The sequence below is a fragment of the Streptomyces resistomycificus genome (genome assembly GCF_001514265.1).
In the GTDB taxonomy this organism is placed as follows: domain Bacteria; phylum Actinomycetota; class Actinomycetes; order Streptomycetales; family Streptomycetaceae; genus Streptomyces; species Streptomyces resistomycificus.
In genome coordinates this window covers 39510-60921 of record NZ_KQ948991.1, presented here as the reverse complement: position 1 = coordinate 60921, position 21412 = coordinate 39510, and the positions used below count along the sequence as shown (strand labels likewise).

Here is a 21412-nt window from a genome sequence, read left to right as displayed (position 1 = left end):
AGGGGGAGAGGTTCACTCGCCTTGTCAAAACCGTTTCAAAGCCCGGGGAAAGCCCCGGACAAGCCTGCGCGAAGGAACCCATGGGGCTCACGAGCAACACGACACTGCTGCTGGCGGTGCTGTCCGCCGTACTGCTGTTCATCGGCACGGTGTGGCTGTGGCCACGGCTTGCCCGGGGGAGCTGGCGGGCCGTCAGCGGTCGGGTGGGCCTGCTGCTCGCCACCCAGTTGACGCTCTTCCTGGCGGTCGGTCTGGCCGCCAACCAGGCCTTCGGTTTCTACGCCTCCTGGGCGGACCTGTTCGGACGGGAGACCGACCAGGGGGTGGTCGTCGACCACGCCAAAGGCATCGGTTCCAGCGGGCCTCTCCAAGTCGTCGGCACACACGGCGTGAAGGACGTGGGCGGAGCGAGACCGCAGTCCGGCGGGCAGATCCAGGAAGTCGCCATTGCGGGCCGTACGACGGGTATCGCCACGCCCGCATACGTGTATCTGCCCCCGGAGTACTTCCAGTCGCGGTACCGCACACGTACGTTTCCCGCGACCGTCGTCCTCACCGGATATCCGGGCACCGCCAAGGCGCTGGTGGAGAAGCTCCGCTATCCGCGCGTGGCCGCGCAGCTCGCCAGAAGCGGCCGTATGCAGCCGATGATCCTGGTGATGCTGCGGCCGACCGTGGCGCCGCCGCGGGACACGGAGTGCGCCGATGTGCCGGGCGGCCCGCAGACCGAGTCGTTCTTCGCCAGGGACCTGCCCGACGCCGTGTCCACGCACTACCGGGTGGACGAGAGGCCGGGCAGCTGGGGCGTCATCGGCAACTCCACGGGCGGCTACTGCGCGCTGAAGCTGGCCATCCACCACCCCGAGGTGTACGCCGCCGGGGCGGGGCTGTCCGCGTACTACAACGCGCCGGTCGACCCCACCACGGGCGATCTCTTCCACGGCGACAAGGCACTGCGCGACCGCGCGAACCTGTGGTGGAGTCTCAGGCATCTGCCCGCGCCCGACACTTCGCTGCTCGTCACCAGCAGCAAGGCCGGCGAGACGAACTACAAGGACACCTTGAAGTTCATCGAGCGGGTGAAGGACAACGGACGCACGCGTATCTCGTCGATCATCCTCGAAAGCGGCGGCCACAACTTCAACACCTGGCGACGCGAGATTCCCGCGGCGGTTCAGTGGATGGGCGAACGACTGCACCGAGAGCGAAAATGATCTTGCGCTTCCGGGTGTTCTCGGCCGTTCTTGTCGGCCTCGTCGCGCCAATCGTGCCGAATTCGGTGGCGGATCTGATTCCTGATGACGTGTGAAGGCTTCGGGATGGCTGTGTTTTTACGGCCCGGGCCACCATCATTCGCCTACGCGCGGTAAGTTTCTGGCCATGCCACGTGGACGTCACCGCCATTCCCCGCCCCTGCACAGGATGCTCCCCCCGTCGGCGATCGCAGGCGTCTCCGTCGTCTGCGCCCTCGGCCCCTGGGTGTTCACGGAGCAGACGGTGCTCCGCGCACTGGCCGCGGCCGCCGCGGTGACGGCGGTCCTGGGCGCGGTCGTCCTGCGCCGCTGGGACACCCAGGCGGGCAAGCAGGTCGCCGACCTCACGCGCGCGCGTGCGAGCGACGAGTGGCGTTACGAGGAACGGGTCGCCGAACTGGAGACCGATCTCGAGGAGTCGCGCGAGCTGCGCGTCAAGCTGGAGCAGCGGCTGCGGGCCAAGCGGACGGAACTCGCGGGGCTGCGCAACGAACACGCGGCGCTGCTGCGGCGGTACGCCACGGCGGAGACCGAGCGGGCGACCGCGCTGGAGGGCCGCCGCCTGCTCGAGATAGAGACGACCGCCCCGACTCCCGCGCTGCTGCCGGCGCCGGCGACGCCGCTGGACGAGGCGGGGGCCGTGGCTGCCCCGGTCGAGGCGGCCGAGGCCGAGCGCGATGCCGACGTCGCCGCCGACTCCGTGGCGGCGACGGACGGGGCGACGGACGCGTCTGAGGACGAGGCGAAGGACGAGACCGAGACTCCGGCGGTCTTCTCGCCGGCGGGCTCCAAGCTGTTCCTGCGGGCCAAGGGAGCGCTGGCACGCTTCGGCGACGAGGGCGACGCCACGGTGAACGACGCCACGGTGAACGACGCCGAGGACGGCGCGGCGAACGACGAGCAGACGGGCGAGCCCAGGGCGGAGTCCCAGGACGAGCCCGACGCGGACCCCCTGGACGAGCCCGCGGACGAGCCCGAGGCAGCGAGCGGGCCGGCTGCCGAGGACGAGCCCGACACCCCCGCCCAGAGCCGGCCCGAGGACGGGCCCGCGGCCGCGGCGGCGACCGGTCCCAAGGTCACGGCGAAGACCGGTCCCCGAGGGGACGCCCCCAAGGGCGAGCCGGTGAAGGTCGGTTCCGTGGAGGAGACGGCGGCCGGTGCCGCCGGCGGCACCGACGCGGAGGCCGCGCAGGAGGACGAGACGCGGGGGAAGCCCGTGGCGGCCGACGGGCATGAGCGCGCGGCCGCCACCACTCCGGCCAAGGCCGCCCAGCCGGGCCGGCAGCCCTCCGGCCACTTCGTCGCGCCGACCGCGGTGGCGGTCGCACCGGCGTCACCCTCGCGCCGTCCGCACGTCGAGGGCGGATTCGACTTCTTCGGTACCCAGAAGGGGGCGGCCCCGGCCGCGCTGGCCGCCGTGCAGAACGAGGACCTCGCCGACGTCGTCGGCCAGGAGGCGCTCGCCCTGCACAAGGCCGAGTCCGAGGCGGAGTTCAAGCCGGCGGACGAGGGCTCGCGTGGCATCGGTCAGGTCATCGACCTGACGGCCCACGACGAGACGGAGCAGATCGACGTGCAGGTGCTGCGCAGCGCGGTTTCCTGACGGCAGCCCTCAGGGCTCCCTAGGACGCCATCCAACGGTCGGGTCGCGCGCCCCTGCGGCCCGTCCGGGACCTCTCCGCCTGGGCCCGCAGCAGCTCCGCCGCCTCCTGCGCGTCCCGCAGCCGCGCTGTCACGGTCTTGTTGGCCCCGGTGTCCACGTGGACGTCCGCGACGCGCCAGACGCGCTGCCAGGGCCCCTGCGCCAGCCGTACGCTCTGCACCTTCGCGTGCGGGACGAGTGCCAGGCTGCGGCGGAGCAGGCCGTGGCGGGCGGCGAACACCGCGTCGGTGACGACGAGTCCGTAGCCACGCCACCACCACGGCACGCACCGCGCGGCTCGCCGCGGCGGCCGGGAGAGCGCCGACAGCGGCGGCACGGTCACGCCGGGCAGCACGCGCGCGATGACCGCCTCGGCGACCTCCCGGGGTGCGACCGGCACCAGCACCGAGTTGGACGACCCGGCCACGTCCAGCTCCACCCGCACCCAGCCGCGCCGCCGCCACAGCAGCGGCTCCACGATCCGTACGGTCTGCACACGCCCCGGCGGCACCGTCTCGTGCGTACGGTCCAGCAGCCCGTGGTCGATCCGCAGCCCGTCCGGCGACTCGCCCACCGTCCAGTCGTACTCCCCGACGAACCGCCCCACGCTGCTCGCGCCCGCCGCGCCCAGCAGTGGCAGCGCGGTCGCGAGGACCGTCCACACGCTGTGGGTGGCCCACCACAGCAGCGGCGGTACGACGAGCGCGGCGGCCAGCGTGGCCCACGTGGCGGCGGTCAGCACCAGCGAGACGGCGAGGACGCCGGGCGGAACGCGCAGCAGCTCGCGGGAGGGCGCCTCGCCCACCTCGTGCGCCGTCTCCGGCGCGAAACCGGCGGCGCGCGCGAGGAGTTCCGCGCGCAGGGCGCGCGCCTCGTCCTCGCCCAGGAAGGCGAGTTCGTCCTTCTTGTCGGCGCCCACGACGTCGAGTTTGAGTTTGGCCACCCCCGCGACCCGCGCGAGCAGCGGCTGGGTGACGTCGACGGCCTGGATCCGTTCGAGCCGGATGTGCGCTGTGCGCCTGAACAGCAGGCCGGTACGGATGCGCAGTTCGGCGTCGGTCACCGCGAAGTGCGTGAACCACCAGGTCAAAAAGCCGTACAGGGCGGCGGCCGGGATCACCACGGCCAGCGCGATCAGCAGTGTGGTGGTGGTCAGCCGGGTCAGCTGGCGCTGCGCCTGGTCGGGGTCGTGCACAGCCCACCCGATGACCACGGCGATCGGCGCCCAGGCCCGCCTGAGCGGCGTCACGGGGTGCAGCCGCCGCTCGGTGACGGTCGGCCTCCCGCGTACGGCGTCGTCCACGCCCGGCGCCGTCACAGGCCGGCCGATCGGGCCTCGCCGAGCTCGGTGAGCCGGTCCCGCAGCCGCTCCGCCTCGTCCGGGTCGAGGCCCGGGATGGTCGCGTCGGTCGCCGCGGCCGCGGTGCGCAGCTGCACGCTGGCCAGCCCGAAGTGGCGTTCGACGGGCCCGGAGGTGACCTCGACCAGCTGCATCCGCCCGTACGGCACCACGGTCTCCTCCTGCCACAGCACGCCCCGGCTGATCAGCAGATCGTCCGCGCGCTCGGCGTAGCGCCAGGAGGCCCAGTTGCGACCGAGCATCACCCACCCCCACCCCATGAGGGCGAGCGGCAGCACCGCGAAGGCGGCCCAGGGTGGTCCGGCGAGCAGACCGAGCAGCAGCCCCAGCCCCACGGCCAGCAGCCCCAGCCACACCACCAGCAGCAGCCGCCGCATCCGCAGCAGCCCTGGCGGCAGTCCGGTCCACACCGGCTCGTCCCCCGTCGTCCCCGTGTCGGCCGTGCTCCCCGTCTCCATACGGTCAGCGTACGTAGGGGAGACTGTGTCCATGACTCCTACGACGGAGACCATGGTCGGCATCGGCGGCGCCGCGGAGAGCACCGACATGGTGCTCAACATCGGTCCGCAGCACCCGTCCACGCACGGTGTGCTGCGCCTCAGGCTCGTCCTGGACGGCGAGCGCATCACGAGCGCGGAGCCGGTGATCGGCTATATGCACCGCGGCGCGGAGAAGCTCTTCGAGGCGCGCGACTACCGCCAGATCATCATGCTCGCCAACCGCCACGACTGGCTGTCGGCCTTCTCGAACGAGCTGGGCGTCGTCCTCGGGGTGGAGCGCATGCTCGGCATGGAGGTCCCCCAGCGCGCGGTGTGGACGCGCACGCTCCTCGCGGAGCTGAACCGGGTGCTGAACCACCTGATGTTCCTGGGGTCCTATCCCCTGGAGCTGGGCGGCATCACCCCGGTCTTCTACGCGTTCCGGGAGCGCGAGGTGCTCCAGAACGTGATGGAGGAGGTCTCCGGCGGGCGCATGCACTACATGTTCAACCGGGTCGGCGGCCTCAAGGAGGACCTGCCGGCCGGATGGGCCACGCGCGCGCGTGCCGCCGTCGCCGCCGTCCGCTCACGGATGGACGTCTACGACGACCTGGTGCTCGGCAACGAGATCTTCCGCGGGCGCACGCGGGACGTGGGCGTCCTCGCACCGGAGGCCGTGCACGCCTACGGCGTGAGCGGGCCGATCGCGCGCGCCTCGGGCGTCGACTTCGACCTGCGCCGCGACGAGCCGTACCTGGCCTACGGCGAGCTCCAGGACACCCTGAAGGTGGTGACCCGGACGGAGGGCGACTGTCTCGCCCGCTTCGAGGTCCTCCTGGAGCAGACGCACAACGCCCTCGACCTCGCCGACGCCTGCCTCGACCGGCTCGCCGACCTGCCGTCCGGGCCGATCAACCAGCGGCTCCCCAAGGTCCTGAAGGCGCCCGAGGGGCACACCTACGCGTGGACCGAGAACCCTCTCGGCATCAACGGCTACTACCTCGTCAGCAAGGGCGAGAAGACCCCGTACCGGCTGAAGCTGCGCTCCGCCTCGTACAACAACATCCAGGCCCTCGCGGAGCTGTTGCCGGGCACGCTGGTCGCCGACATGGTGGCGATCCTGGGGTCACTGTTCTTCGTGGTCGGGGACATCGACAAGTAGCCCCGCGAGGGGTGTCCCCACCGGCTGGAGCAGCCATCCGAAGTCGCCGAGTCCGCCCGCCGCCGTCAGCTCGGCGGCCTCGCCGGCCCTCGCCAGGGCGCGTACATAGGCCGCGGGTCGTGTCGACGCCAGTGCCAGCGGGGGGCGTGCGCCCGAGATGCCCAGGGTCCGCAGCGCCTCGCGCTGGGACAGCACGCGCCCGCCCGGGAGCGCGCACGCGTCCAGGGCGACGTGCGCGGTGATGTCGCACGACCCGTCCGGCACGGGCGTCGTCTCGCGCCCCTCCCGGAAGCCGGTGAGCGTCCCGAACAGGGGCCGCGAGCCGGCGGTGTGCGCGTAGTCAACCGCCACCGCGAGCCCGCGGCCGACGGTCGCGGCCGCCGACGCCCAGGCCTCGTCCCGGGGCGCCCCGATCTCGGCCCGCAGCCCCTCCTCGGCCGGCAACGGCCACCAGCGGGCGAGCCACCGCGCCGCCGCGCCGGAGACGGGCTCCCCGAGCCGCTCGTGCCCGTCGGGCCCCACGAGCACCAACCGCGGTACGCCGGCGGAGTCCACCTCGACGACGTCCACGGGGACGTTGTCCAGCCACTCGTTGGCGAACAGCAGCCCGGTGATCCCCACCGGGGGCTCGGGAAGCCACTCGATCCGGTGATCGAGGCCCTCGGGGCGGGCGGCGACCTCGACGGCGTACCCGCGCGCGCGGGAGGCCACGCTCCCGGGCAGCGCAGCGAGCACCCCGGCCGCCAACTCGCCCCGCCCGGCCGCCATGTCGACGAAGTCGAGCGTCTCGGGTCGCCCCAGGGCCTCGTCGATCCGGCACAGCAGCCGGGCCACGGCCTCGGCGAACAGCGCGGACGCGTGCACGGACGTACGGAAGTGCGCTCCCGGCCCCTCGGGCCTGCGGTAGAAACCCCCCGGTCCGTACAGAGCGGCTTCCGTAGCCGCCCGCCAACCGAGCAGTTCACTCACTGATTCCTCCTGCGTCACGCGCTCAGGCTAGGCGTACAGGTGAACCAGGCCTCCACCTTGCGGAGTATGCGCACGGGACAGGGATCGGCCCTCCGGTTGACCCCTGCACACATCTCGCTTCCCTACGCTGGGTTACGTGCAACGCCTCTATGACTTTCTCCGCAGGCACCCGACATGGGTCGACAGCTTCTGGGCCGTCTTCCTCTTCGGGATCTCTGTGGTGGGCGAGACGGCCCGTCAGGAGGCGCGGGGGACCGACGCTCCGGCGGTGGTCGTCCCGATCGTTCTCCTGTTGTGCCTGGTCATCGCCCTGCGTCGACGCATGCCCGAGAAGATGCTGCTGCTGGCCCTGGGCCTCGGTGTGGCGCAGCTCGTGCTGGACGTGGAGACGACAGCCGCGGACTTCGGCTTCCTGGTGATCGTCTACACGGTGGCCGCGACGGGCGCCCGCTGGGCCTCCCGGCTCGCGCTGGCCGCCGGCCTGTGCGCGGCGCCCCTGGCCCAACTGCGCTGGCCGAGCGACGACGCGGGTCAGCTCGGCAACATCGCGCAGATGATCTTCCTGATGGTGCCGTTCGCGCTGGCCTGGGTGCTCGGCGACTCGATACGCACCCGCCGCGCCTACTTCGCGCAGCTGGAGGAGCGGGCCGCCCGCCTGGAGAAGGAGCGTGAGGCGCAGGCGAAGGTCGCCGTCGCCGCCGAGCGCGCCCGGATCGCCCGCGAGCTGCACGACGTGGTCGCGCACAACGTGTCGGTGATGGTGGTGCAGGCCGACGGCGCCGCCTACGTCCTAGACGCCGCCCCCGACCAGGCAAAGAAGGCCCTGGAGACGATCTCCTCCACCGGCCGCCAGGCCCTGGCCGAGATGCGCCGCCTGTTGGGTGTGCTGCGCACCGGTGAGCACCAGGAGGGCGGCGAGTACGTTCCGCAACCCGACGTCGAGCAGATCGAGGACCTCGTCGAACAGTGCCGCGGCTCCGGACTGCCGGTCGACTTCAAGGTCGAGGGCACCGCGCGGCCGCTGCCCAGCGGCGTCGAGCTCACCGCCTACCGCATCGTGCAGGAGGCGCTCACCAACACCCGCAAGCACGGCGGGCCCAACGCGGGCGCGAGCGTGCGCCTGGTCTACTTCGACGACGGACTCGGTCTGCTCGTCGAGGACGACGGCAAGGGCGCCCCGCACGAGCTGTACGAGGACGGGGGCGCCGACGGCCGGGGTCACGGCCTGATCGGCATGCGTGAGCGGGTCGGCATGGTCGGCGGCACCCTGGACGCGGGCCCGCGCCCCGGCGGAGGATTCCGCATCAGTGCCCTGCTCCCGCTCAAACCGGTGCACTGACGCCGACGTACGTCCTTCATTGACACCTGTAACGATCCCTTGAAGAGAGGCCCCGATGGCGATCCGCGTGATGCTCGTCGACGACCAGGTGCTGCTGCGCACCGGGTTCCGGATGGTGCTCGCCGCCCAGCCGGACATGGAGGTCGTCGCGGAGGCGGGCGACGGCGTCGAGGCCCTCCAGGTGCTGCGGTCGACCCCCGTCGACGTGGTCCTGATGGACGTGCGCATGCCGAAGCTGGACGGGGTGGAGACCACCCGCCGCATCTGCATGGAGGCCGAGCCGCCGAAGGTGCTGATCCTGACCACCTTCGACCTCGACGAGTACGCCTTCTCCGGGCTGAAGGCCGGAGCCTCCGGGTTCATGCTCAAGGACGTGCCGCCCGGCGAGCTGCTGGCCGCCATCCGCGCGGTGCACAGCGGCGACGCGGTGGTGGCCCCCTCGACCACCCGCCGCCTGCTCGACCGCTTCGCGCCGATGCTGCCCAGCGCCGGCAAGGAGCCCCAGTTCAAGGAGCTGGAGCGGCTCACCGACCGCGAGCGCGAGGTCATGGTGCTGGTCGCCCAGGGGCTGTCCAACGGCGAGATCGCGGCGCGGCTCGTGCTGTCCGAGGCGACCGTCAAGACCCATGTGGGCCGCATCCTGACCAAGCTCGGGCTGCGGGACCGGGTGCAGGTGGTGGTTCTGGCGTACGAGACGGGGTTGGTGCGGGCGGGCGGGCACGGCTAGCACCGCCCTCGTCGCCGAAGCGCCCCGGGGCTATCGGAGGATTCCCTCCAGGAAGTCGCTGCCCAGCCGGGCCACCACCGTGACGTCCAGCTGGTGCAGGACGTATCTGCCGCGGCGGCGCGTGGTGATCAGGCCCGCCTTCTTCAGCACGCCGAGGTGCCGGGATATCTCGGGTGCCGTCATGCCGTGCACCCTGGCCAGCTCGCTGGTGGTGTAGGCGCTGCGGGCCAGGTGGCGGCAGATCCGCATGCGGACGGGGTGGGAGAGGGCGGTCATCCGCAGAGCCAGCTGCTCCACCGAGGGCGGCGCGGCGAGCTCCGGTGAGCCGACCGGATAGTGCAGGGTCGGCTGCCAGCCGTAGCGGTGCAGGACGCTCAGATGTGGCCAGCCCAGGCTCGTCGGGACGAGTAGGAGGCCGCCGTCCTCGGTGGCCGACCGGCCGTTGCCCAGCTTGTCGACGGTGATGCGCGCGGCGGACTCGTCGAGCGCCACCGCGGGGGACACCGAGGCCAGGGCCTCGGCCGCCCCCTTGCGGCGCAGGAGGTCCGTCTTGTGGCGGGCGTCCGCCGCGAGCTGGTGCCGCAGCCGGGACCAGGCCTCAGCGAAGAACGCCTCGTCGCAGTCCTCCAGGAACTGCCGGAGCCAGGCCCGGATCCGCGGCGGGTCGTCCAGCAGCCGCTCGCTGAACCGCACCTGCCGGGGTCCGCGTGCCGCCGCCAGCTCCAGTGCGCGGCGGCGCACCTCGGCGTCCGAGAGGGCGTCGGGTCCCTGCGAGTCGTAGGGCAGCGCGCACGTGAACTCCAGGGCGGCGTCCACGAACTGCTCGTCCGTCAGCTTGTCCACCAGGTCGAGGTCCTCGGCGAGCGTGGCCCCCGGGAGCGTGCTCCTGCCGGGGACGCCGGCGAAGGGCATGAAGAGGTCCGAGAACGTCGTCCGCCACAGGAAGTCCGCCTCGCACATCCGGTCGGCCAGATGCGAGTCGAGCCGGGCCGTCACGCCCGTCACCCAGCCCTGCAGGCCTGGATGGTGCCCCGGCTCGGCGAGCGCGTGCAGCGCCATGCCGAGCTCGGCCAGGGGTGAGAGGACGACGGCGATCCTCTCCGGCCGCAGCCCCGCGATGTCGATGTGCACGCTCATGACCTCATGGTGCACCCCGCCACCGACATCGCCGTCGTCGATTGACGGGCTCGGTCAACCGACGCGACTCCGCGGCCGTGGCGGCGCAACCTGGGATCACCGGGGAGCACCTGGAAGCACGGGGCAGCCGCGGAGCCGATGCCGCCACATCGCCGCTCAACGCCTCCTCGACGCCGTCCACATCTCCTACGTCTCCCAGGCTTCCTACGTCTCCCAGGCCTCCCACGTCTGCCACGTCTCCTACGTCCCGAGAGGTGACCGTCATGAGCATCACCCAGCAGTACCTCCTCGACACCCACCGCGCCCAGCGCCTGGGCGAGCCCCTGCCGCCCGCACCCGGGGCGAACGACTGGCAGATCGTGCGGGAACTGCGCGACCACCGGCGCTTCGGCGCGGTCCTCGCGCAGCGCCCGGCCCGCGGGCGGATACGGCGGGCCCTGGACCGGTGACTGCACCCACGCTCCCGGTCCGCGTGCTGACTCCCCCGGGCGCGTTCCACCTGCCCACCTAGGCGCCGGCCACCTCGCTCACCCGGGCGACGAAGTCCGCGACCGCCTCGCGTACGTCGTCGGCCGTCCACTTCAGGCCGTCGGCGCGGACGGTGACCTCGGTGACACCCAGGCCCGGTCCGCCCCGGCCCCAGGGGACGCCGAAGAGCATTGTTCTCGTCTCCTCGGCCTGCCTCAGGGCCGCCTCGGCGAGGACGTCAGGGTCGTAGGGCAGCCAGACCTGGAACTCGTGGGTGTGCGGCTCCTCGGGGAAGACGCGTGCCCAGGGCACGCCGGCCGCGGCGAAGCCCTCGCGCAGCGCGGCGGCGACCACGCGCGCGTGGGCCACGTACTCCGGCAGCCGGGGCAGCTCCCGTTCCAGCCCGACGAGCGCCGACAGAGCCGTCGGGAACTGCTGGAAGACCGTGCCGCCGTAGCGGTGGCGCCAGGTCCTGGCCTCCTCCACCAGCGTCTCCGGGCCCGCCAGGGCGGCGCCGCCGAAGCCGTCGAGCGACTTGTAGAACGACACGTAGACGCTGTCCGCCAGGCCGGCGATCTCCTCCAGGGGCCGGCCGAAGTGGACGGTGGACTCCCACAGGCGCGCGCCGTCGAAGTGCACCACCGCGTCACGCTCGCGTGCCGCCGCCACGACCTCCGTCAGCTCCTCCCAGGAGGGCAGCACGAAACCGGCGTCCCTGAGGGGCAGTTCCAGCATCAACGCCCCGAACGGCTCCTCGAAGTCCCGCACCTCCTCGGCCGTGGGCAGGCGGGGCTCGCTCGTCACACGGACCGGGCGCAGCCCCGCGACCTCGCTGAGCGCGTTCCGCTCGTGCACCTCGGGGTGGGCGAGCGCGTGCAACGCCACCGTGGGGTTGCCGGTGCGGCCCGCCCAGCAGCGCAGGGCGATCTGCTGGGCCATCGTGCCGGTCGGGAAGAACGCTGCGGCCTCGGTGCCCAGGAGAGAGGCGACGCGCCTCTCCAGGGACTCCACGATCCGGTCGCCGTACATGTCACCGGGCTCGTCCAGGTCGTACACGTGCGGTGCCGTCTCCTGCAGACGAGCGAGCTGTTCACGCAGCGACCTGCGAAAGCCCGCGCGTGACAGCACGCGCTCGGCGTCGTTGTGGGCGCTCGCCCGCCGTTCCCGTAGCCGTTCCCGTGCCGACTGCTCAGCGCCCGCGCCCTGTTCCGCCGTATCCGTCATGCTCGGATCATGCCGCGCGAGGGTCCGTGCGGGCACACGCGTTTCCGCCGTCCCGTCGCCGCCCGCGCGGTGCGCGCCGCACCGCCCGGCCGTGCCCAGCGGGCCGGCCGGGAACCCACAGCCTGTGGACAACCGGACGGCCCCGGAACCGATCGCGTTAACATGACGAGAAATCGTCCGGTACCCAGAGCGGACTGGAACGGGAAGGCCGCCGTCGCGTGAGTACAGTCCACCAGCCAGACCCCAAGGACCGCCCCGCGCGGCTCACCGTCGGCGTCATCGGCGCCGGCCGGGTGGGCCCCGCGCTCGCCGCGTCCCTGCAACTCGCCGGACACCGCCCGGTGGCCGTCTCGGGTGTCTCCGACGTCTCCAGGAAACGCGCCGCCGAGATGCTGCCCGAGGTGCCGGTCGTCCCGCCCGCCGAGGTCATGCGGCGCGTCGACCTGGTGCTGCTGACCGTCCCCGACGACGCGCTCGTGGGGCTGGTCGAGGGCCTCGTCGACACCGGCGCGGTCCGGCCCGGACAGCTGCTCGTGCACACCTCCGGACGGTACGGCGCGAAGGTCCTGGACCCGGCCCTGCGCGCGGGCGCGCTGCCGCTCGCCCTGCACCCGGCGATGACCTTCACCGGCACCCCTGTGGACGTCCAGCGCCTGGCCGGCTGCTCCTTCGGCGTCACGGCACCCGACGAGCTGCGGCTGGCCGCCGAGGCCCTCGTCATCGAGATGGGCGGCGAGCCCGAGTGGATCGCCGAGGAGAACCGGCCGCTCTACCACGCGGCTCTCGCGCTGGGCGCCAACCACCTGGTGACGCTGGTCGCCCAGTCCATGGAGCTGCTGCGCACGGCCGGGGTCGCCGCCCCCGACCGGATGCTCGGCCCGCTGCTCGGCGCCGCCCTCGACAACGCCCTGCGCTCCGGTGACGCGGCCCTCACCGGCCCTGTCGCGCGCGGGGACGCGGGCACTGTCGCCGCCCACGTCATCGAACTGCGCAAGCACGCCCCGCAGACCGTCGCCGGCTACCTGGCGATGGCCCGCGCGACCGCGGACCGCGCCCTCGCCCACGGCCTGCTGAAGCCGGAACTCGCGGAGGACCTCCTCGGGGTACTCGCCCACGGGACCGACGGCACCGAAGGGGACACCCGATGACCACCGCCCTGCTGCGCACCGCCGACGAACTGCACGCACGCGCACGCGTGGGCCGTCGCGCCGTCGTGATGACCATGGGCGCCCTGCACGAGGGGCACGCCACCCTGATCCGCACCGCCCGTGAGATCGCCGGACCGGACGGCGAGGTCGTGGTCACCGTCTTCGTGAACCCGCTGCAGTTCGGCAAGGGCGAGGACCTCGACCGCTACCCGCGCACCCTGGACGCCGACCTCAAGATCGCCGAGGGCGCGGGCGCGGACGCGGTGTTCGCCCCGGCCGTCGAGGAGGTCTACCCGGGCGGCGAACCCCAGGTGCGCGTCAGCGCCGGCCCGATGGGGGAGCGCCTGGAGGGCGCCTCGCGTCCGGGCCACTTCGACGGGATGCTCACCGTCGTCGCCAAACTGCTGCACCTCACCCGCCCCGACATCGCCCTCTACGGCCAGAAGGACGCCCAGCAGCTCGCCCTGATCCGCCGCATGGCCCGGGACCTGAACTTCGGCGTCGAGATCGTCGGCGTACCCACCGTGCGCGAGGAGGACGGCCTCGCCCTCTCCAGCCGCAACCGCTACCTCCGGCCCGAGGAGCGGCGCACGGCCCTCGCGCTGTCTCGCGCACTGTTCGCGGGCCGCGACCGGCACGCGGCACAGGAGGCGCTGCGCGCGCGGGCCCGCGAGGTGCCAGCCACGCACGCCCGTGCCGAGGCGCTCAGCGCCATAGGGGAGTCCCGCGCGGCCGCCGACACCCACGCCGTCGCGAAGGCCTCCCCGGCAGGCCCCACGGCCGTCCGCGCCGCCGCCCGCCTGGTCCTCGACGACGCCGGCCGGCTCTCCCCGCCGCTGGCCCTGGACTACCTGGCACTGGTCGACCCGTCCGACTTCACCGAGATCGAGGACGACTTCACCGGCGAGGCCGTCCTCGCCGTCGCCGCCCGGGTCGGCACGACCCGGCTGATCGACAACATCCCCCTAACCTTCGGAGCCGCCTCGTGACCAGCACAGGCATACGACTGCACGCGCCGGCACCGGGCTGGTCCATCGACGCCGACGTGATCGTCGTCGGCTCCGGGGTCGCCGGGCTCACCGCCGCCCTGCGCTGCGAGGCCGAGGGCATGACGACGGTCGTGGTCACCAAGGCCCGACTGGACGACGGCTCCACCCGCTGGGCCCAGGGCGGTATCGCCGCGGCCCTCGGCGAGGGCGACACACCCGAACAGCACCTGGACGACACGCTGGTGGCGGGCGCGGGCCTGTGCGACGAGGAGGCCGTACGGATCCTCGTCACCGAAGGGCCCGACGCCGTGCGCCGGCTCATCGAGACCGGCGCCCACTTCGACGAGTCCGAGGAGGGCCGCCTGGAGCTGACCCGCGAGGGCGGTCACCACCGCCGCCGGATAGCCCACGCGGGCGGCGACGCGACCGGGGCGGAGATCTCGCGGGCGCTCGTCGAGGCGGTACGCGCGCGGGGCCTGCGCACGATCGAGAACGCGCTCGTCCTGGACCTCCTGACGGACGCCGACGGCCGCACCGCGGGCGTGAGCCTGCACGTCATGGGCGAGGGCCAGCACGACGGCGTGGGCGCCGTGCACGCTCCCGCGGTCGTCCTCGCGACCGGCGGCATGGGCCAGGTCTTCTCGGCGACCACCAACCCGTCCGTGTCGACGGGCGACGGCGTCGCGCTGGCCCTGCGCGCCGGCGCCGAGGTCTCGGACCTCGAGTTCGTGCAGTTCCACCCCACCGTGCTCTTCCTCGGCGCCGACGCCGAGGGCCAGCAGCCCCTCGTCTCCGAGGCGGTGCGCGGTGAGGGCGCCCACCTGGTCGACGCCGACGGCGTACGCTTCATGGTCGGCCAGCACGAACTCGCCGAACTGGCGCCCCGGGACATCGTCGCCAAGGGCATCATGCGCCGCATGCGGGAGCAGGACGTCGAGCAGATGTTCCTCGACGCCCGGCACTTCGGCGCCGACATGTGGGAGCACCGCTTCCCGACGATCCTCGCCGCCTGCCGCGCCCACGGCATCGACCCGGTCCACGAGCCCATCCCGGTCGCCCCGGCCGCCCACTACGCCTCGGGCGGCGTCCGCACCGACTCCCGCGGCCGGACCACCGTCGCCGGCCTGTACGCGTGCGGCGAGGTCGCCTGCACCGGCGTGCACGGCGCGAACCGGCTCGCGTCGAACTCCCTCCTGGAGGGCCTGGTCTACGCCGAGCGCATCGCCGCCGACATCGCCGCCCGCCGGGCGGACGACGGCCTCCTCGCGCGCGTGCCCGCGCCCGTCGAGCGCCCCGAGAAGCCCGCCCACCCCCTGCTGGCGCCCGAGGCCCGGTTCGCGATCCAGCGGACCATGACGCGGGGCGCGGGCGTCCTGCGCTCCGCCGAGTCCCTCGCGACCGCCGCGGACGCCCTCCAGCGGCTGCACAGTGAGGCGCGGGACGCCCTCGACGAGAACGGCAAGACGGCCGAGCCCGGCGTCGACACCTGGGAGGCCACCAACCTCCTGTGTGTGGCCCGCGTCCTGGTCGCCGCCGCCCGTGTGCGCGAGGAGACCCGCGGCTGCCACTGGCGCGAGGACCACGCGGAGCGCGACGACACGGCCTGGCGCCGCCACATCGTCGTACGGCTGAATCCCGACCGGACGCTGGCCGTACACACCACGGACACCCCAGACTTCCCACCGACCCGCCAGCAGCCCCACCGTCCCCAGGAGCAGTGACAGAAGTGAGCACCCCCGACCTTCCCCTCGCCCAGAGCGGCGGCTGCGGCGACGGCTGTGCCTGTGGCGCGGACGCCGAAGAGGAGTACATGGAGTGCGGGCTCGACCCCGCGCTCGCGCAGCTCCTGGCCGACGCCGGACTCGACCCCGTGGAGGTCGAGGACATCGCCAACGTCGCCATCCAGGAGGACCTCGACCACGGCGTGGACGTGACGACGGTCGCGACCATCCCCGAGGACGCCGTCGCCACGGCCGACTTCACCGCGCGTGAGGCGGGCGTCGTGGCCGGCCTCAGGGTCGCCGAAGCGGTCGTCTCGGTCGTCTGCACGGACGAGTTCGAGGTCGAACGGCACGTGGAGGACGGGGACCGGGTGGAGGCCGGGCAGAAGCTCCTGTCGGTCACCACGCGCACGCGTGACCTGCTCACCGCCGAGCGCAGCGCGCTCAACCTGCTGTGCCGTCTGTCGGGCATCGCGACCGCCACGCGCGCGTGGGCGGACGTCCTGGAGGGCACCAAGGCGCGCGTCCGGGACACCCGCAAGACGACGCCGGGACTGCGTTCCCTGGAGAAGTTCGCGGTGCGCTGCGGCGGCGGCGTCAACCACCGCATGTCGCTGTCCGACGCGGCCCTGGTCAAGGACAACCACGTGGTCGCCGCGGGCGGCGTCGGACAGGCCTTCAAGGCGGTACGCGAGACCTTCCCGGACGTCCCGATCGAGGTCGAGGTCGACACCCTGCACCAGCTGCGCGAGGTCGTGGACGCGGGCGCCGACCTGATCCTGCTGGACAACTTCACGCCGGGGGAGTGCGAGGAGGCGGTCGCGCTCGTGCACGGCCGCGCCGCCCTCGAGGCGTCCGGGCGGCTCACCCTCGAGAACGCCAGGGCGTACGCGGACACCGGCGTCGACTACCTCGCCGTGGGGGCCCTCACTCACTCCTCGCCGATCCTGGACATCGGCCTGGACCTTCGCGAGGCGGAGTAGTCGCGATGCTCCTCACGATCGACGTAGGCAACACGCACACGGTTCTGGGTCTGTTCGACGGCGAGGACATCGTCGAGCACTGGCGGATCTCGACGGACGCACGCCGCACGGCCGACGAGCTGGCGGTGCTGTTGCAGGGCCTGATGGGCATGCATCCCCTCCTGGGGGACGAGCTCGGTGACGGCATCGACGGGATCGCCATCTGCGCGACCGTCCCGTCCGTGCTGCACGAGCTGCGCGAGGTGACGCGGCGTTATTACGGCGACGTGCCGGCCGTGCTGGTCGAGCCGGGCGTCAAGACGGGCGTGCCGATCCTCACCGACAACCCCAAGGAGGTCGGCGCGGACCGCATCATCAACGCGGTCGCCGCGGTCGAGCTGTTCGGGGGGCCGGCGATCGTCGTGGACTTCGGTACGGCCACGACGTTCGACGCGGTGTCCGCGCGCGGGGAGTACGTCGGTGGCGTCATCGCGCCCGGGATCGAGATCTCCGTCGAGGCGCTGGGCGTCAGGGGCGCGCAGCTGCGGAAGATCGAGGTCGCCCGGCCGCGGAGTGTCATCGGCAAGAACACGGTCGAGGCGATGCAGTCGGGGATCATCTACGGGTTCGCGGGCCAGGTGGACGGGGTCGTGAACCGGATGGCCCGGGAACTCGCCCAGGACCCGGAGGACGTGACGGTGATCGCCACGGGCGGCCTGGCGCCGATGGTGCTCGGGGAGTCGTCCGTGATCGACGAGCACGAGCCGTGGCTGACGCTGGTCGGACTGAGGCTGGTGTACGAGCGCAACGTGTCGCGGATGTGAGGCGGGGCGGCGGGCGCGCTGACACCCGAGTCGTCTCCGCCCTCGCCGCCCCTACCCGCCCCGCGGGCTCCGCCCCTGCGCCCCCCACGGGGCTCCGCCCCTGCGCCCCCCCACGGGGCTCCGCCCCTTTGCCCCCCCCACAGGGGGGACCACCCTGGCGTCCGCCCGGGTGGCTCGTGGCGCCACACCCGCGTTACTTATGTCGAGTTTGTCTGATTAGCGCGTATCGTCGCCGCATGCCCACGCCATACGGATCCCGCGGCGGCATGGCGTTCGGTGTGGAGGAGCTGCGTGTGCTCCGCCGCGCTCTCGCCCTCGCCCTGCATCCCACGCCCGCCTCGGCTCAGGACGTCCAGGACTGCCTACGCCTCGCCGAGTCCCTCGACGAGGCGACGCGTGAGGGCGCCCGGCTGCGTGCCTTCCTGGTGGCCGACCTCGCCCGGTACCGCGCCGCCCTGCCCGGCACGGCCGCCGGTTACCTCACGCTTCTGGAGGAGGCCTTGAGTGCCGGGTACCGCCCGGACCCCGACGACCTGGCCGCACTCCGCGCCCTGCGCGGCAATCCCGTCGCGGCCACACTTCTGCAGCGCTGTCAGATCCTGGCCGAGCAGGACGTACGGGCCCGCCTGGCCCGCCGCGGGGGGCGTCCGGCAGTCCGGACCACTCCGTCGGTGCCGGCGTCACGTACCCGCCTTCTCGCGCTGCCCGGGGGCCTTTCCGAGGCTCCCGGGAGTGCCGCCGGGCGGGACGCCGGCCGTGCCGACGTCGAGCGGACCGCCGGGGTAGGCGGCGAGGGCTTCGGCGGGCAGGCTGCCGCCGGGCGTGATCCCGAGGGGTTCGCCCGGTGTGTCGCCGCCGGACTCGCCAAGGAGCCCGCCCCGGGCCCCGTGAAGAAGCCTCCGCAGAAGCCCGCACAGAAGCCCGCCGAGCGCCCTCAGCGGCCCGGCCCGAAACCGGCGGAGCCCGCCGCGCCCAAGCCGTCGCGGCCCATCCCCACCCCGGGCGAGGTCTTTCCGCGCCGCAAACCGAGCCCGCCGCCCGCGGACTCGCGGCAGCAGCTCGCCGCAGGCTGACGGCGTCCGGTCCGTTTCGCCCCACCCCGGCCGGATCCTCGTCCCGGCCGTGGCTACTCTGGAGGCATGGAATACGTCTCCGCGCTCGTTCCCCCGGTCGTCATGGCCGTGTTCTTCATCGGCCTGATCCGGGTGATCGTGAAGACCCAGGGCGGGTCCAACAAGGCCAAGGAGGACGCGGTCGTCGACGCCGCCCTCGCGCGCGCGGAGAGCGCCCGCCAGACCTCCACCAAGGCCGAGGCCTGACCAGCCCGCCAGGCCCGCGTCCCGGCGCACGACTCGCGTGAATCACGAGTCGTGCGCCCTTTTTGTGGCGTTTCCCGATGAAAGCGCACGTCCGTCATGCCAATGCCGGGAACTCCCACTATTGTGCTGAGCTGTGCCTCGCCCATTGGGAGAACTCGAAGACGCGGTCATGACGCGGGTGTGGAAGTGGAACCGCCCGGTGACCGTTCGAGAAGTCCTGGAAGACCTTCAGCAGGAACGGTCCATCGCCTACACCACGGTGATGACCGTTCTGGACAATCTCCATCAGAAGGGCTGGGTCCGCCGTGAGGCGGAAGGCCGGGCCTATCGATATGAGGCGGTCTCCACCCGGGCCGCCTACGCCGCCGCCCTGATGAACGAAGCCTGGTCGCAGAGCGACAACCCCGCCGCCGCTCTCGTCGCGTTCTTCGGGATGATGAGCGAGGAACAACGCCAGGCCCTGACGGATGCCGTCCGGATGGTCCAAGGGCCGGAAACGCCACAAGCCCCTCCACCGCCCACCACCCAAAGTGTCGAGGAGAACCCCGGCTCGGCGGCGGAGGGCGGCGGGCGATAGCGTCCGCACATGTCAGCAGAGAGCTCAGCGGAGAGCAGCTCCGCGGAGAGTCCCGAAGTCACCGCAAAAGCCATCACCGTCCGGCGGGCCCGTACCGGCGATGTCCCCGCCGTACGGCGACTCCTTGACGCGTACGTCCGTGGCGGCATCCTGCTCGACAAAGCGACGGTGACGCTTTACGAGGACATCCAGGAGTTCTGGGTCGCCGAACGGGACGACAACGCCGAGGTCGTCGGCTGCGGCGCGTTGCACGTGATGTGGGAAGACCTCGCGGAAGTCCGCACTCTCGCCGTGAAGCGCGGGCTGAAGGGCGCCGGCGTCGGCCATCAGTTGCTGGAGAAGTTGCTGCACACCGCGCGCTGGCTCGGTGTTCGGCGCGTTTTCTGTCTGACCTTCGAAGTCGACTTCTTCGCCAAGCACGGCTTCGTCGAGATCGGGGAGACGCCGGTCGACACCGATGTCTACGCGGAGCTACTTCGTTCCTATGACGAAGGCGTGGCGGAGTTCCTCGGTCTCGAACGAGTGAAACCGAACACCTTGGGCAACAGTCGGATGCTTCTGCATCTGTGATCGACCGGCGGCGACAAGTCGCGCCGGGCCGACAAGCGCCGGCAAGGGAGCCCAATTCCAGCCGGAGTCGCCCTGCCCAGGTTCCCTATGTCCGAAACGCGTATGTTTCCGGACTGGAGCGGGCCCGGGAGTCTCTCCCGGGGGTTTGTGTTTTTCCGGCAAAAGCGGTTTGCTTTCCGACGTACTGCAGTACTGCATATAACAAGGGGACGGCGAAACGGCGGACGCCGCGACCCGCGGCCCTCAAGTTTTGGATGAAAGGAAATCCCGTGGCACAGAAGGTTCAGGTCCTTCTTGTCGACGACCTCGACGGTGGCGAGGCGGACGAGACCGTCACGTTCGCGTTGGACGGCAAGACGTACGAGATCGATCTCACGACCGCCAATGCGGACAAGCTGCGCGGACTTCTCGACCCTTACGTGAAGGGTGGCCGTCGCACCGGAGGCCGCGCTTCGGGTGGGCGTGGAAAGGCGCGCGCCGCTTCCGGTGGCAGCCAGGACACCGCGCAGATCCGCGCGTGGGCCAAGGAGAACGGTTACGAGGTCAATGACCGCGGCCGTGTTCCCGCGACCATTCGCGAGGCGTACGAGAAGGCCAACGGCTGATCACCGGCCGACGGCACTTACGAGCAGACGGGCCGGCGCGCGTCCGCGCGTCGCAGCCGCAGGCGGTGGCACTGTGTTGCCGCCGTGGCCACCACTCGTACGAGATCGGGGGCGTTTCCACCGCCCCCCACGGCCGACAGGGCCGGCAGCGAGGCCTCGACCTCGCACTCGGGCTCGGGGGGCCGCAGCCATACGGCGGCCCCCTGCGCGGTCTGTGAGCAGCCCGGGCCCGGCAGCGGCGGCCGCACTCCGGTCCGGCCCGGCTCCGGGGGCGGTGGCGCCTCGATGGTGCCGCCCTCGCCGATCGCCGTGAGGTCGAGCGTCAGCGCTCCCCACTCCAGCCAGTCCAGGATTCCGGGCAGTTCCTCCGCGCTGCCCGCGGCCACCAGCAGCCGCATCCGGTCGCCTCGCAGGGCCACCGGAGAGCCCGGCGCCAGGTGGCGCAGCGTCGCGTGTCCCGCCGCGGCCGGCAGGTCGAGCACGTCGAAGCGCACACCCACGGACAGTCGCACCACGGATCCGGGGCGCCCGGGCACCGTCGGCCACCCCAGTTCGTTCTCGTACCACCGGCGGACCTGATCGCTCTGTTCGAGCGGCCGCCGGGGGCCGGGAACCGAGCCGGGTTCCGCCGCGACCGGGGGAAGGGTGCCAACCATGCCAAGTGCAACCGCCCGAAGAGCCCCCGAGTTACGCTGGGTGGGGCATCGAACGCACAGAGTGGCGAAAAAAGGGGCGTGCGGGGGCCCGGGGAGGCGCGAGGTTGTTCGCCCATAGCGGAGGGAACCGGGCCGCGTGGCATGGAGTGTCAGTCCCAGCGGGTAAGACATGCCTAGTGGGAGGGGGCGACACGCAGGACAGGGCGTCTCACGTTCGCCATCGGCGTACTGATGGTAGGGGTAACTGCCTGGCCTGCGGGAACATCGTCTCGCACCATCAG

Annotated in this window: 22 protein-coding genes; 16 read left to right on the top strand and 6 right to left on the bottom strand. The window is 72.3% G+C overall.

The features are described 5' to 3' along the window. The first annotated feature begins 80 nt into the window (after positions 1 to 80). Both AQJ84_RS14820 and AQJ84_RS14815 read left to right on the top strand, forming a co-directional pair. The gene (locus tag AQJ84_RS14820) at positions 81 to 1214 is read left to right on the top strand and encodes an alpha/beta hydrolase (protein WP_030043346.1); all 1134 of its coding nucleotides are present in this window, start codon (positions 81 to 83) and stop codon (positions 1212 to 1214) included. A 166-nt stretch (positions 1215 to 1380) separates the two neighbouring features. Then, a complete protein-coding gene (locus tag AQJ84_RS14815) occupies positions 1381 to 2856 on the top strand; it encodes a prolipoprotein diacylglyceryl transferase (RefSeq protein ID WP_078632278.1) in 1476 nt (491 codons plus the stop codon). 19 nt (positions 2857 to 2875) lie between these two features. Here AQJ84_RS14815 and AQJ84_RS14810 read toward each other — a convergent pair whose 3' ends face one another. Continuing rightward, the gene (locus tag AQJ84_RS14810) at positions 2876 to 4213 is read right to left on the bottom strand and encodes a PH domain-containing protein (protein WP_030043349.1); all 1338 of its coding nucleotides are present in this window, start codon (positions 4211 to 4213) and stop codon (positions 2876 to 2878) included. Then, a complete protein-coding gene (locus tag AQJ84_RS14805; protein ID WP_030043350.1) occupies positions 4210 to 4713 on the bottom strand; it encodes a PH domain-containing protein in 504 nt (167 codons plus the stop codon). The genes AQJ84_RS14810 and AQJ84_RS14805 overlap by 4 nt, the downstream gene beginning before the upstream one ends. Before the next feature lie 31 nt (positions 4714 to 4744). Between AQJ84_RS14805 and AQJ84_RS14800 the strand changes: the two genes are divergently transcribed. Beyond that, positions 4745 to 5896, top strand: coding sequence for an NADH-quinone oxidoreductase subunit D (locus AQJ84_RS14800; RefSeq protein WP_053191308.1), 1152 nt, complete (start codon positions 4745 to 4747; stop codon positions 5894 to 5896). On the opposite strand, the gene AQJ84_RS14795 is transcribed toward AQJ84_RS14800, so the two are convergent. Next, positions 5861 to 6883, bottom strand: a complete 1023-nt coding sequence (locus AQJ84_RS14795; protein WP_030043353.1) for an SAM-dependent methyltransferase — start codon at positions 6881 to 6883, stop codon at positions 5861 to 5863. The genes AQJ84_RS14800 and AQJ84_RS14795 overlap by 36 nt on opposite strands. 118 nt (positions 6884 to 7001) lie before the next feature. Here AQJ84_RS14795 and AQJ84_RS14790 point away from each other — a divergent pair, with 118 nt between their 5' ends. Next, positions 7002 to 8204: a sensor histidine kinase gene (locus AQJ84_RS14790; RefSeq protein WP_053191310.1), complete on the top strand. Its 1203-nt coding sequence runs from the start codon at positions 7002 to 7004 to the stop codon at positions 8202 to 8204. 55 nt (positions 8205 to 8259) lie between these two features. Beyond that, entirely contained in the window at positions 8260 to 8931 is a 672-nt protein-coding gene (locus AQJ84_RS14785) for a response regulator (RefSeq protein WP_030043356.1), read from the top strand. A 30-nt stretch (positions 8932 to 8961) separates the two neighbouring features. Here the strand turns inward: AQJ84_RS14785 and AQJ84_RS14780 are convergent, their stop codons facing one another. After that, entirely contained in the window at positions 8962 to 10068 is a 1107-nt protein-coding gene (locus tag AQJ84_RS14780; RefSeq protein WP_053191312.1) for a DUF5937 family protein, read from the bottom strand. Between the two features lie 263 nt (positions 10069 to 10331). Here AQJ84_RS14780 and AQJ84_RS14775 point away from each other — a divergent pair, with 263 nt between their 5' ends. Then, the gene (locus AQJ84_RS14775) at positions 10332 to 10517 is read left to right on the top strand and encodes a hypothetical protein (RefSeq protein ID WP_030043359.1); all 186 of its coding nucleotides are present in this window, start codon (positions 10332 to 10334) and stop codon (positions 10515 to 10517) included. A 58-nt stretch (positions 10518 to 10575) separates the two neighbouring features. On the opposite strand, the gene AQJ84_RS14770 is transcribed toward AQJ84_RS14775, so the two are convergent. Next, the gene (locus AQJ84_RS14770) at positions 10576 to 11760 is read right to left on the bottom strand and encodes a threonine aldolase family protein (protein WP_030043360.1); all 1185 of its coding nucleotides are present in this window, start codon (positions 11758 to 11760) and stop codon (positions 10576 to 10578) included. A gap of 218 nt (positions 11761 to 11978) precedes the next feature. On the opposite strand from AQJ84_RS14770, the gene AQJ84_RS14765 reads away from it, so the two are divergent. The 10 genes from AQJ84_RS14765 (at position 11979) to AQJ84_RS14720 (ending at position 20475) form a co-directional block, all read left to right on the top strand. Further along, positions 11979 to 12908: a Rossmann-like and DUF2520 domain-containing protein gene (locus AQJ84_RS14765; RefSeq protein ID WP_030043361.1), complete on the top strand. Its 930-nt coding sequence runs from the start codon at positions 11979 to 11981 to the stop codon at positions 12906 to 12908. Next, a complete protein-coding gene (panC, locus tag AQJ84_RS14760) occupies positions 12905 to 13897 on the top strand; it encodes a pantoate--beta-alanine ligase (protein ID WP_030043362.1) in 993 nt (330 codons plus the stop codon). Before AQJ84_RS14765 ends, panC begins: the two co-directional genes overlap by 4 nt. Then, positions 13894 to 15618 carry an L-aspartate oxidase gene (locus AQJ84_RS14755; protein WP_053191314.1) on the top strand — a complete coding sequence of 575 codons (1725 nt, stop codon included), beginning with the start codon at positions 13894 to 13896 and terminating at the stop codon, positions 15616 to 15618. The genes panC and AQJ84_RS14755 overlap by 4 nt, the downstream gene beginning before the upstream one ends. A gap of 5 nt (positions 15619 to 15623) precedes the next feature. After that, positions 15624 to 16601, top strand: a complete 978-nt coding sequence (nadC, locus tag AQJ84_RS14750) for a carboxylating nicotinate-nucleotide diphosphorylase (RefSeq protein WP_030043365.1) — start codon at positions 15624 to 15626, stop codon at positions 16599 to 16601. 5 nt (positions 16602 to 16606) lie between these two features. Further along, on the top strand, positions 16607 to 17404 hold the full coding sequence (locus tag AQJ84_RS14745) for a type III pantothenate kinase (protein WP_030043366.1): 798 nt from the start codon (positions 16607 to 16609) through the stop codon (positions 17402 to 17404). A gap of 266 nt (positions 17405 to 17670) precedes the next feature. Further along, positions 17671 to 18477: a hypothetical protein gene (locus AQJ84_RS14740; protein ID WP_030043367.1), complete on the top strand. Its 807-nt coding sequence runs from the start codon at positions 17671 to 17673 to the stop codon at positions 18475 to 18477. A gap of 66 nt (positions 18478 to 18543) precedes the next feature. Then, entirely contained in the window at positions 18544 to 18723 is a 180-nt protein-coding gene (locus AQJ84_RS14735) for a hypothetical protein (RefSeq protein WP_030043368.1), read from the top strand. A gap of 169 nt (positions 18724 to 18892) precedes the next feature. Then, positions 18893 to 19300 (top strand): BlaI/MecI/CopY family transcriptional regulator, encoded by a 408-nt coding sequence (locus AQJ84_RS14730; protein ID WP_030043369.1) that lies wholly within the window; start codon positions 18893 to 18895, stop codon positions 19298 to 19300. A gap of 9 nt (positions 19301 to 19309) precedes the next feature. Beyond that, a complete protein-coding gene (locus tag AQJ84_RS14725; RefSeq protein ID WP_030043370.1) occupies positions 19310 to 19870 on the top strand; it encodes an amino-acid N-acetyltransferase in 561 nt (186 codons plus the stop codon). A gap of 269 nt (positions 19871 to 20139) precedes the next feature. Further along, positions 20140 to 20475 (top strand): histone-like nucleoid-structuring protein Lsr2, encoded by a 336-nt coding sequence (locus AQJ84_RS14720; RefSeq protein ID WP_030043371.1) that lies wholly within the window; start codon positions 20140 to 20142, stop codon positions 20473 to 20475. Between the two features lie 17 nt (positions 20476 to 20492). On the opposite strand, the gene AQJ84_RS14715 is transcribed toward AQJ84_RS14720, so the two are convergent. Continuing rightward, positions 20493 to 21131 carry an SCO3374 family protein gene (locus AQJ84_RS14715; protein WP_053191316.1) on the bottom strand — a complete coding sequence of 213 codons (639 nt, stop codon included), beginning with the start codon at positions 21129 to 21131 and terminating at the stop codon, positions 20493 to 20495. Between the last annotated feature and the right edge of the window lie 281 nt (positions 21132 to 21412).

What these genes read in the sequence shown, in the direction of transcription:
- AQJ84_RS14775 (WP_030043359.1), top strand. Translation starts at nt 10,332, where the DNA reads ATGAGCATCACCCAGCAGTACCTCCTCGACACCCACCGCGCCCAGCGC.
- AQJ84_RS14735 (WP_030043368.1), top strand. Translation starts at nt 18,544, where the DNA reads ATGGAATACGTCTCCGCGCTCGTTCCCCCGGTCGTCATGGCCGTGTTC.
- AQJ84_RS14805 (WP_030043350.1), bottom strand. Translation starts at nt 4,713, where the DNA reads ATGGAGACGGGGAGCACGGCCGACACGGGGACGACGGGGGACGAGCCG.
- AQJ84_RS14815 (WP_078632278.1), top strand. Translation starts at nt 1,381, where the DNA reads ATGCCACGTGGACGTCACCGCCATTCCCCGCCCCTGCACAGGATGCTC.
- AQJ84_RS14730 (WP_030043369.1), top strand. Translation starts at nt 18,893, where the DNA reads ATGACGCGGGTGTGGAAGTGGAACCGCCCGGTGACCGTTCGAGAAGTC.
- panC (WP_030043362.1), top strand. Translation starts at nt 12,905, where the DNA reads ATGACCACCGCCCTGCTGCGCACCGCCGACGAACTGCACGCACGCGCA.
- AQJ84_RS14820 (WP_030043346.1), top strand. Translation starts at nt 81, where the DNA reads ATGGGGCTCACGAGCAACACGACACTGCTGCTGGCGGTGCTGTCCGCC.
- AQJ84_RS14745 (WP_030043366.1), top strand. Translation starts at nt 16,607, where the DNA reads ATGCTCCTCACGATCGACGTAGGCAACACGCACACGGTTCTGGGTCTG.
- AQJ84_RS14780 (WP_053191312.1), bottom strand. Translation starts at nt 10,068, where the DNA reads ATGAGCGTGCACATCGACATCGCGGGGCTGCGGCCGGAGAGGATCGCC.
- AQJ84_RS14740 (WP_030043367.1), top strand. Translation starts at nt 17,671, where the DNA reads ATGGCGTTCGGTGTGGAGGAGCTGCGTGTGCTCCGCCGCGCTCTCGCC.
- AQJ84_RS14770 (WP_030043360.1), bottom strand. Translation starts at nt 11,760, where the DNA reads ATGACGGATACGGCGGAACAGGGCGCGGGCGCTGAGCAGTCGGCACGG.
- AQJ84_RS14725 (WP_030043370.1), top strand. Translation starts at nt 19,310, where the DNA reads ATGTCAGCAGAGAGCTCAGCGGAGAGCAGCTCCGCGGAGAGTCCCGAA.
- AQJ84_RS14715 (WP_053191316.1), bottom strand. Translation starts at nt 21,131, where the DNA reads ATGGTTGGCACCCTTCCCCCGGTCGCGGCGGAACCCGGCTCGGTTCCC.
- AQJ84_RS14800 (WP_053191308.1), top strand. Translation starts at nt 4,745, where the DNA reads ATGACTCCTACGACGGAGACCATGGTCGGCATCGGCGGCGCCGCGGAG.
- AQJ84_RS14785 (WP_030043356.1), top strand. Translation starts at nt 8,260, where the DNA reads ATGGCGATCCGCGTGATGCTCGTCGACGACCAGGTGCTGCTGCGCACC.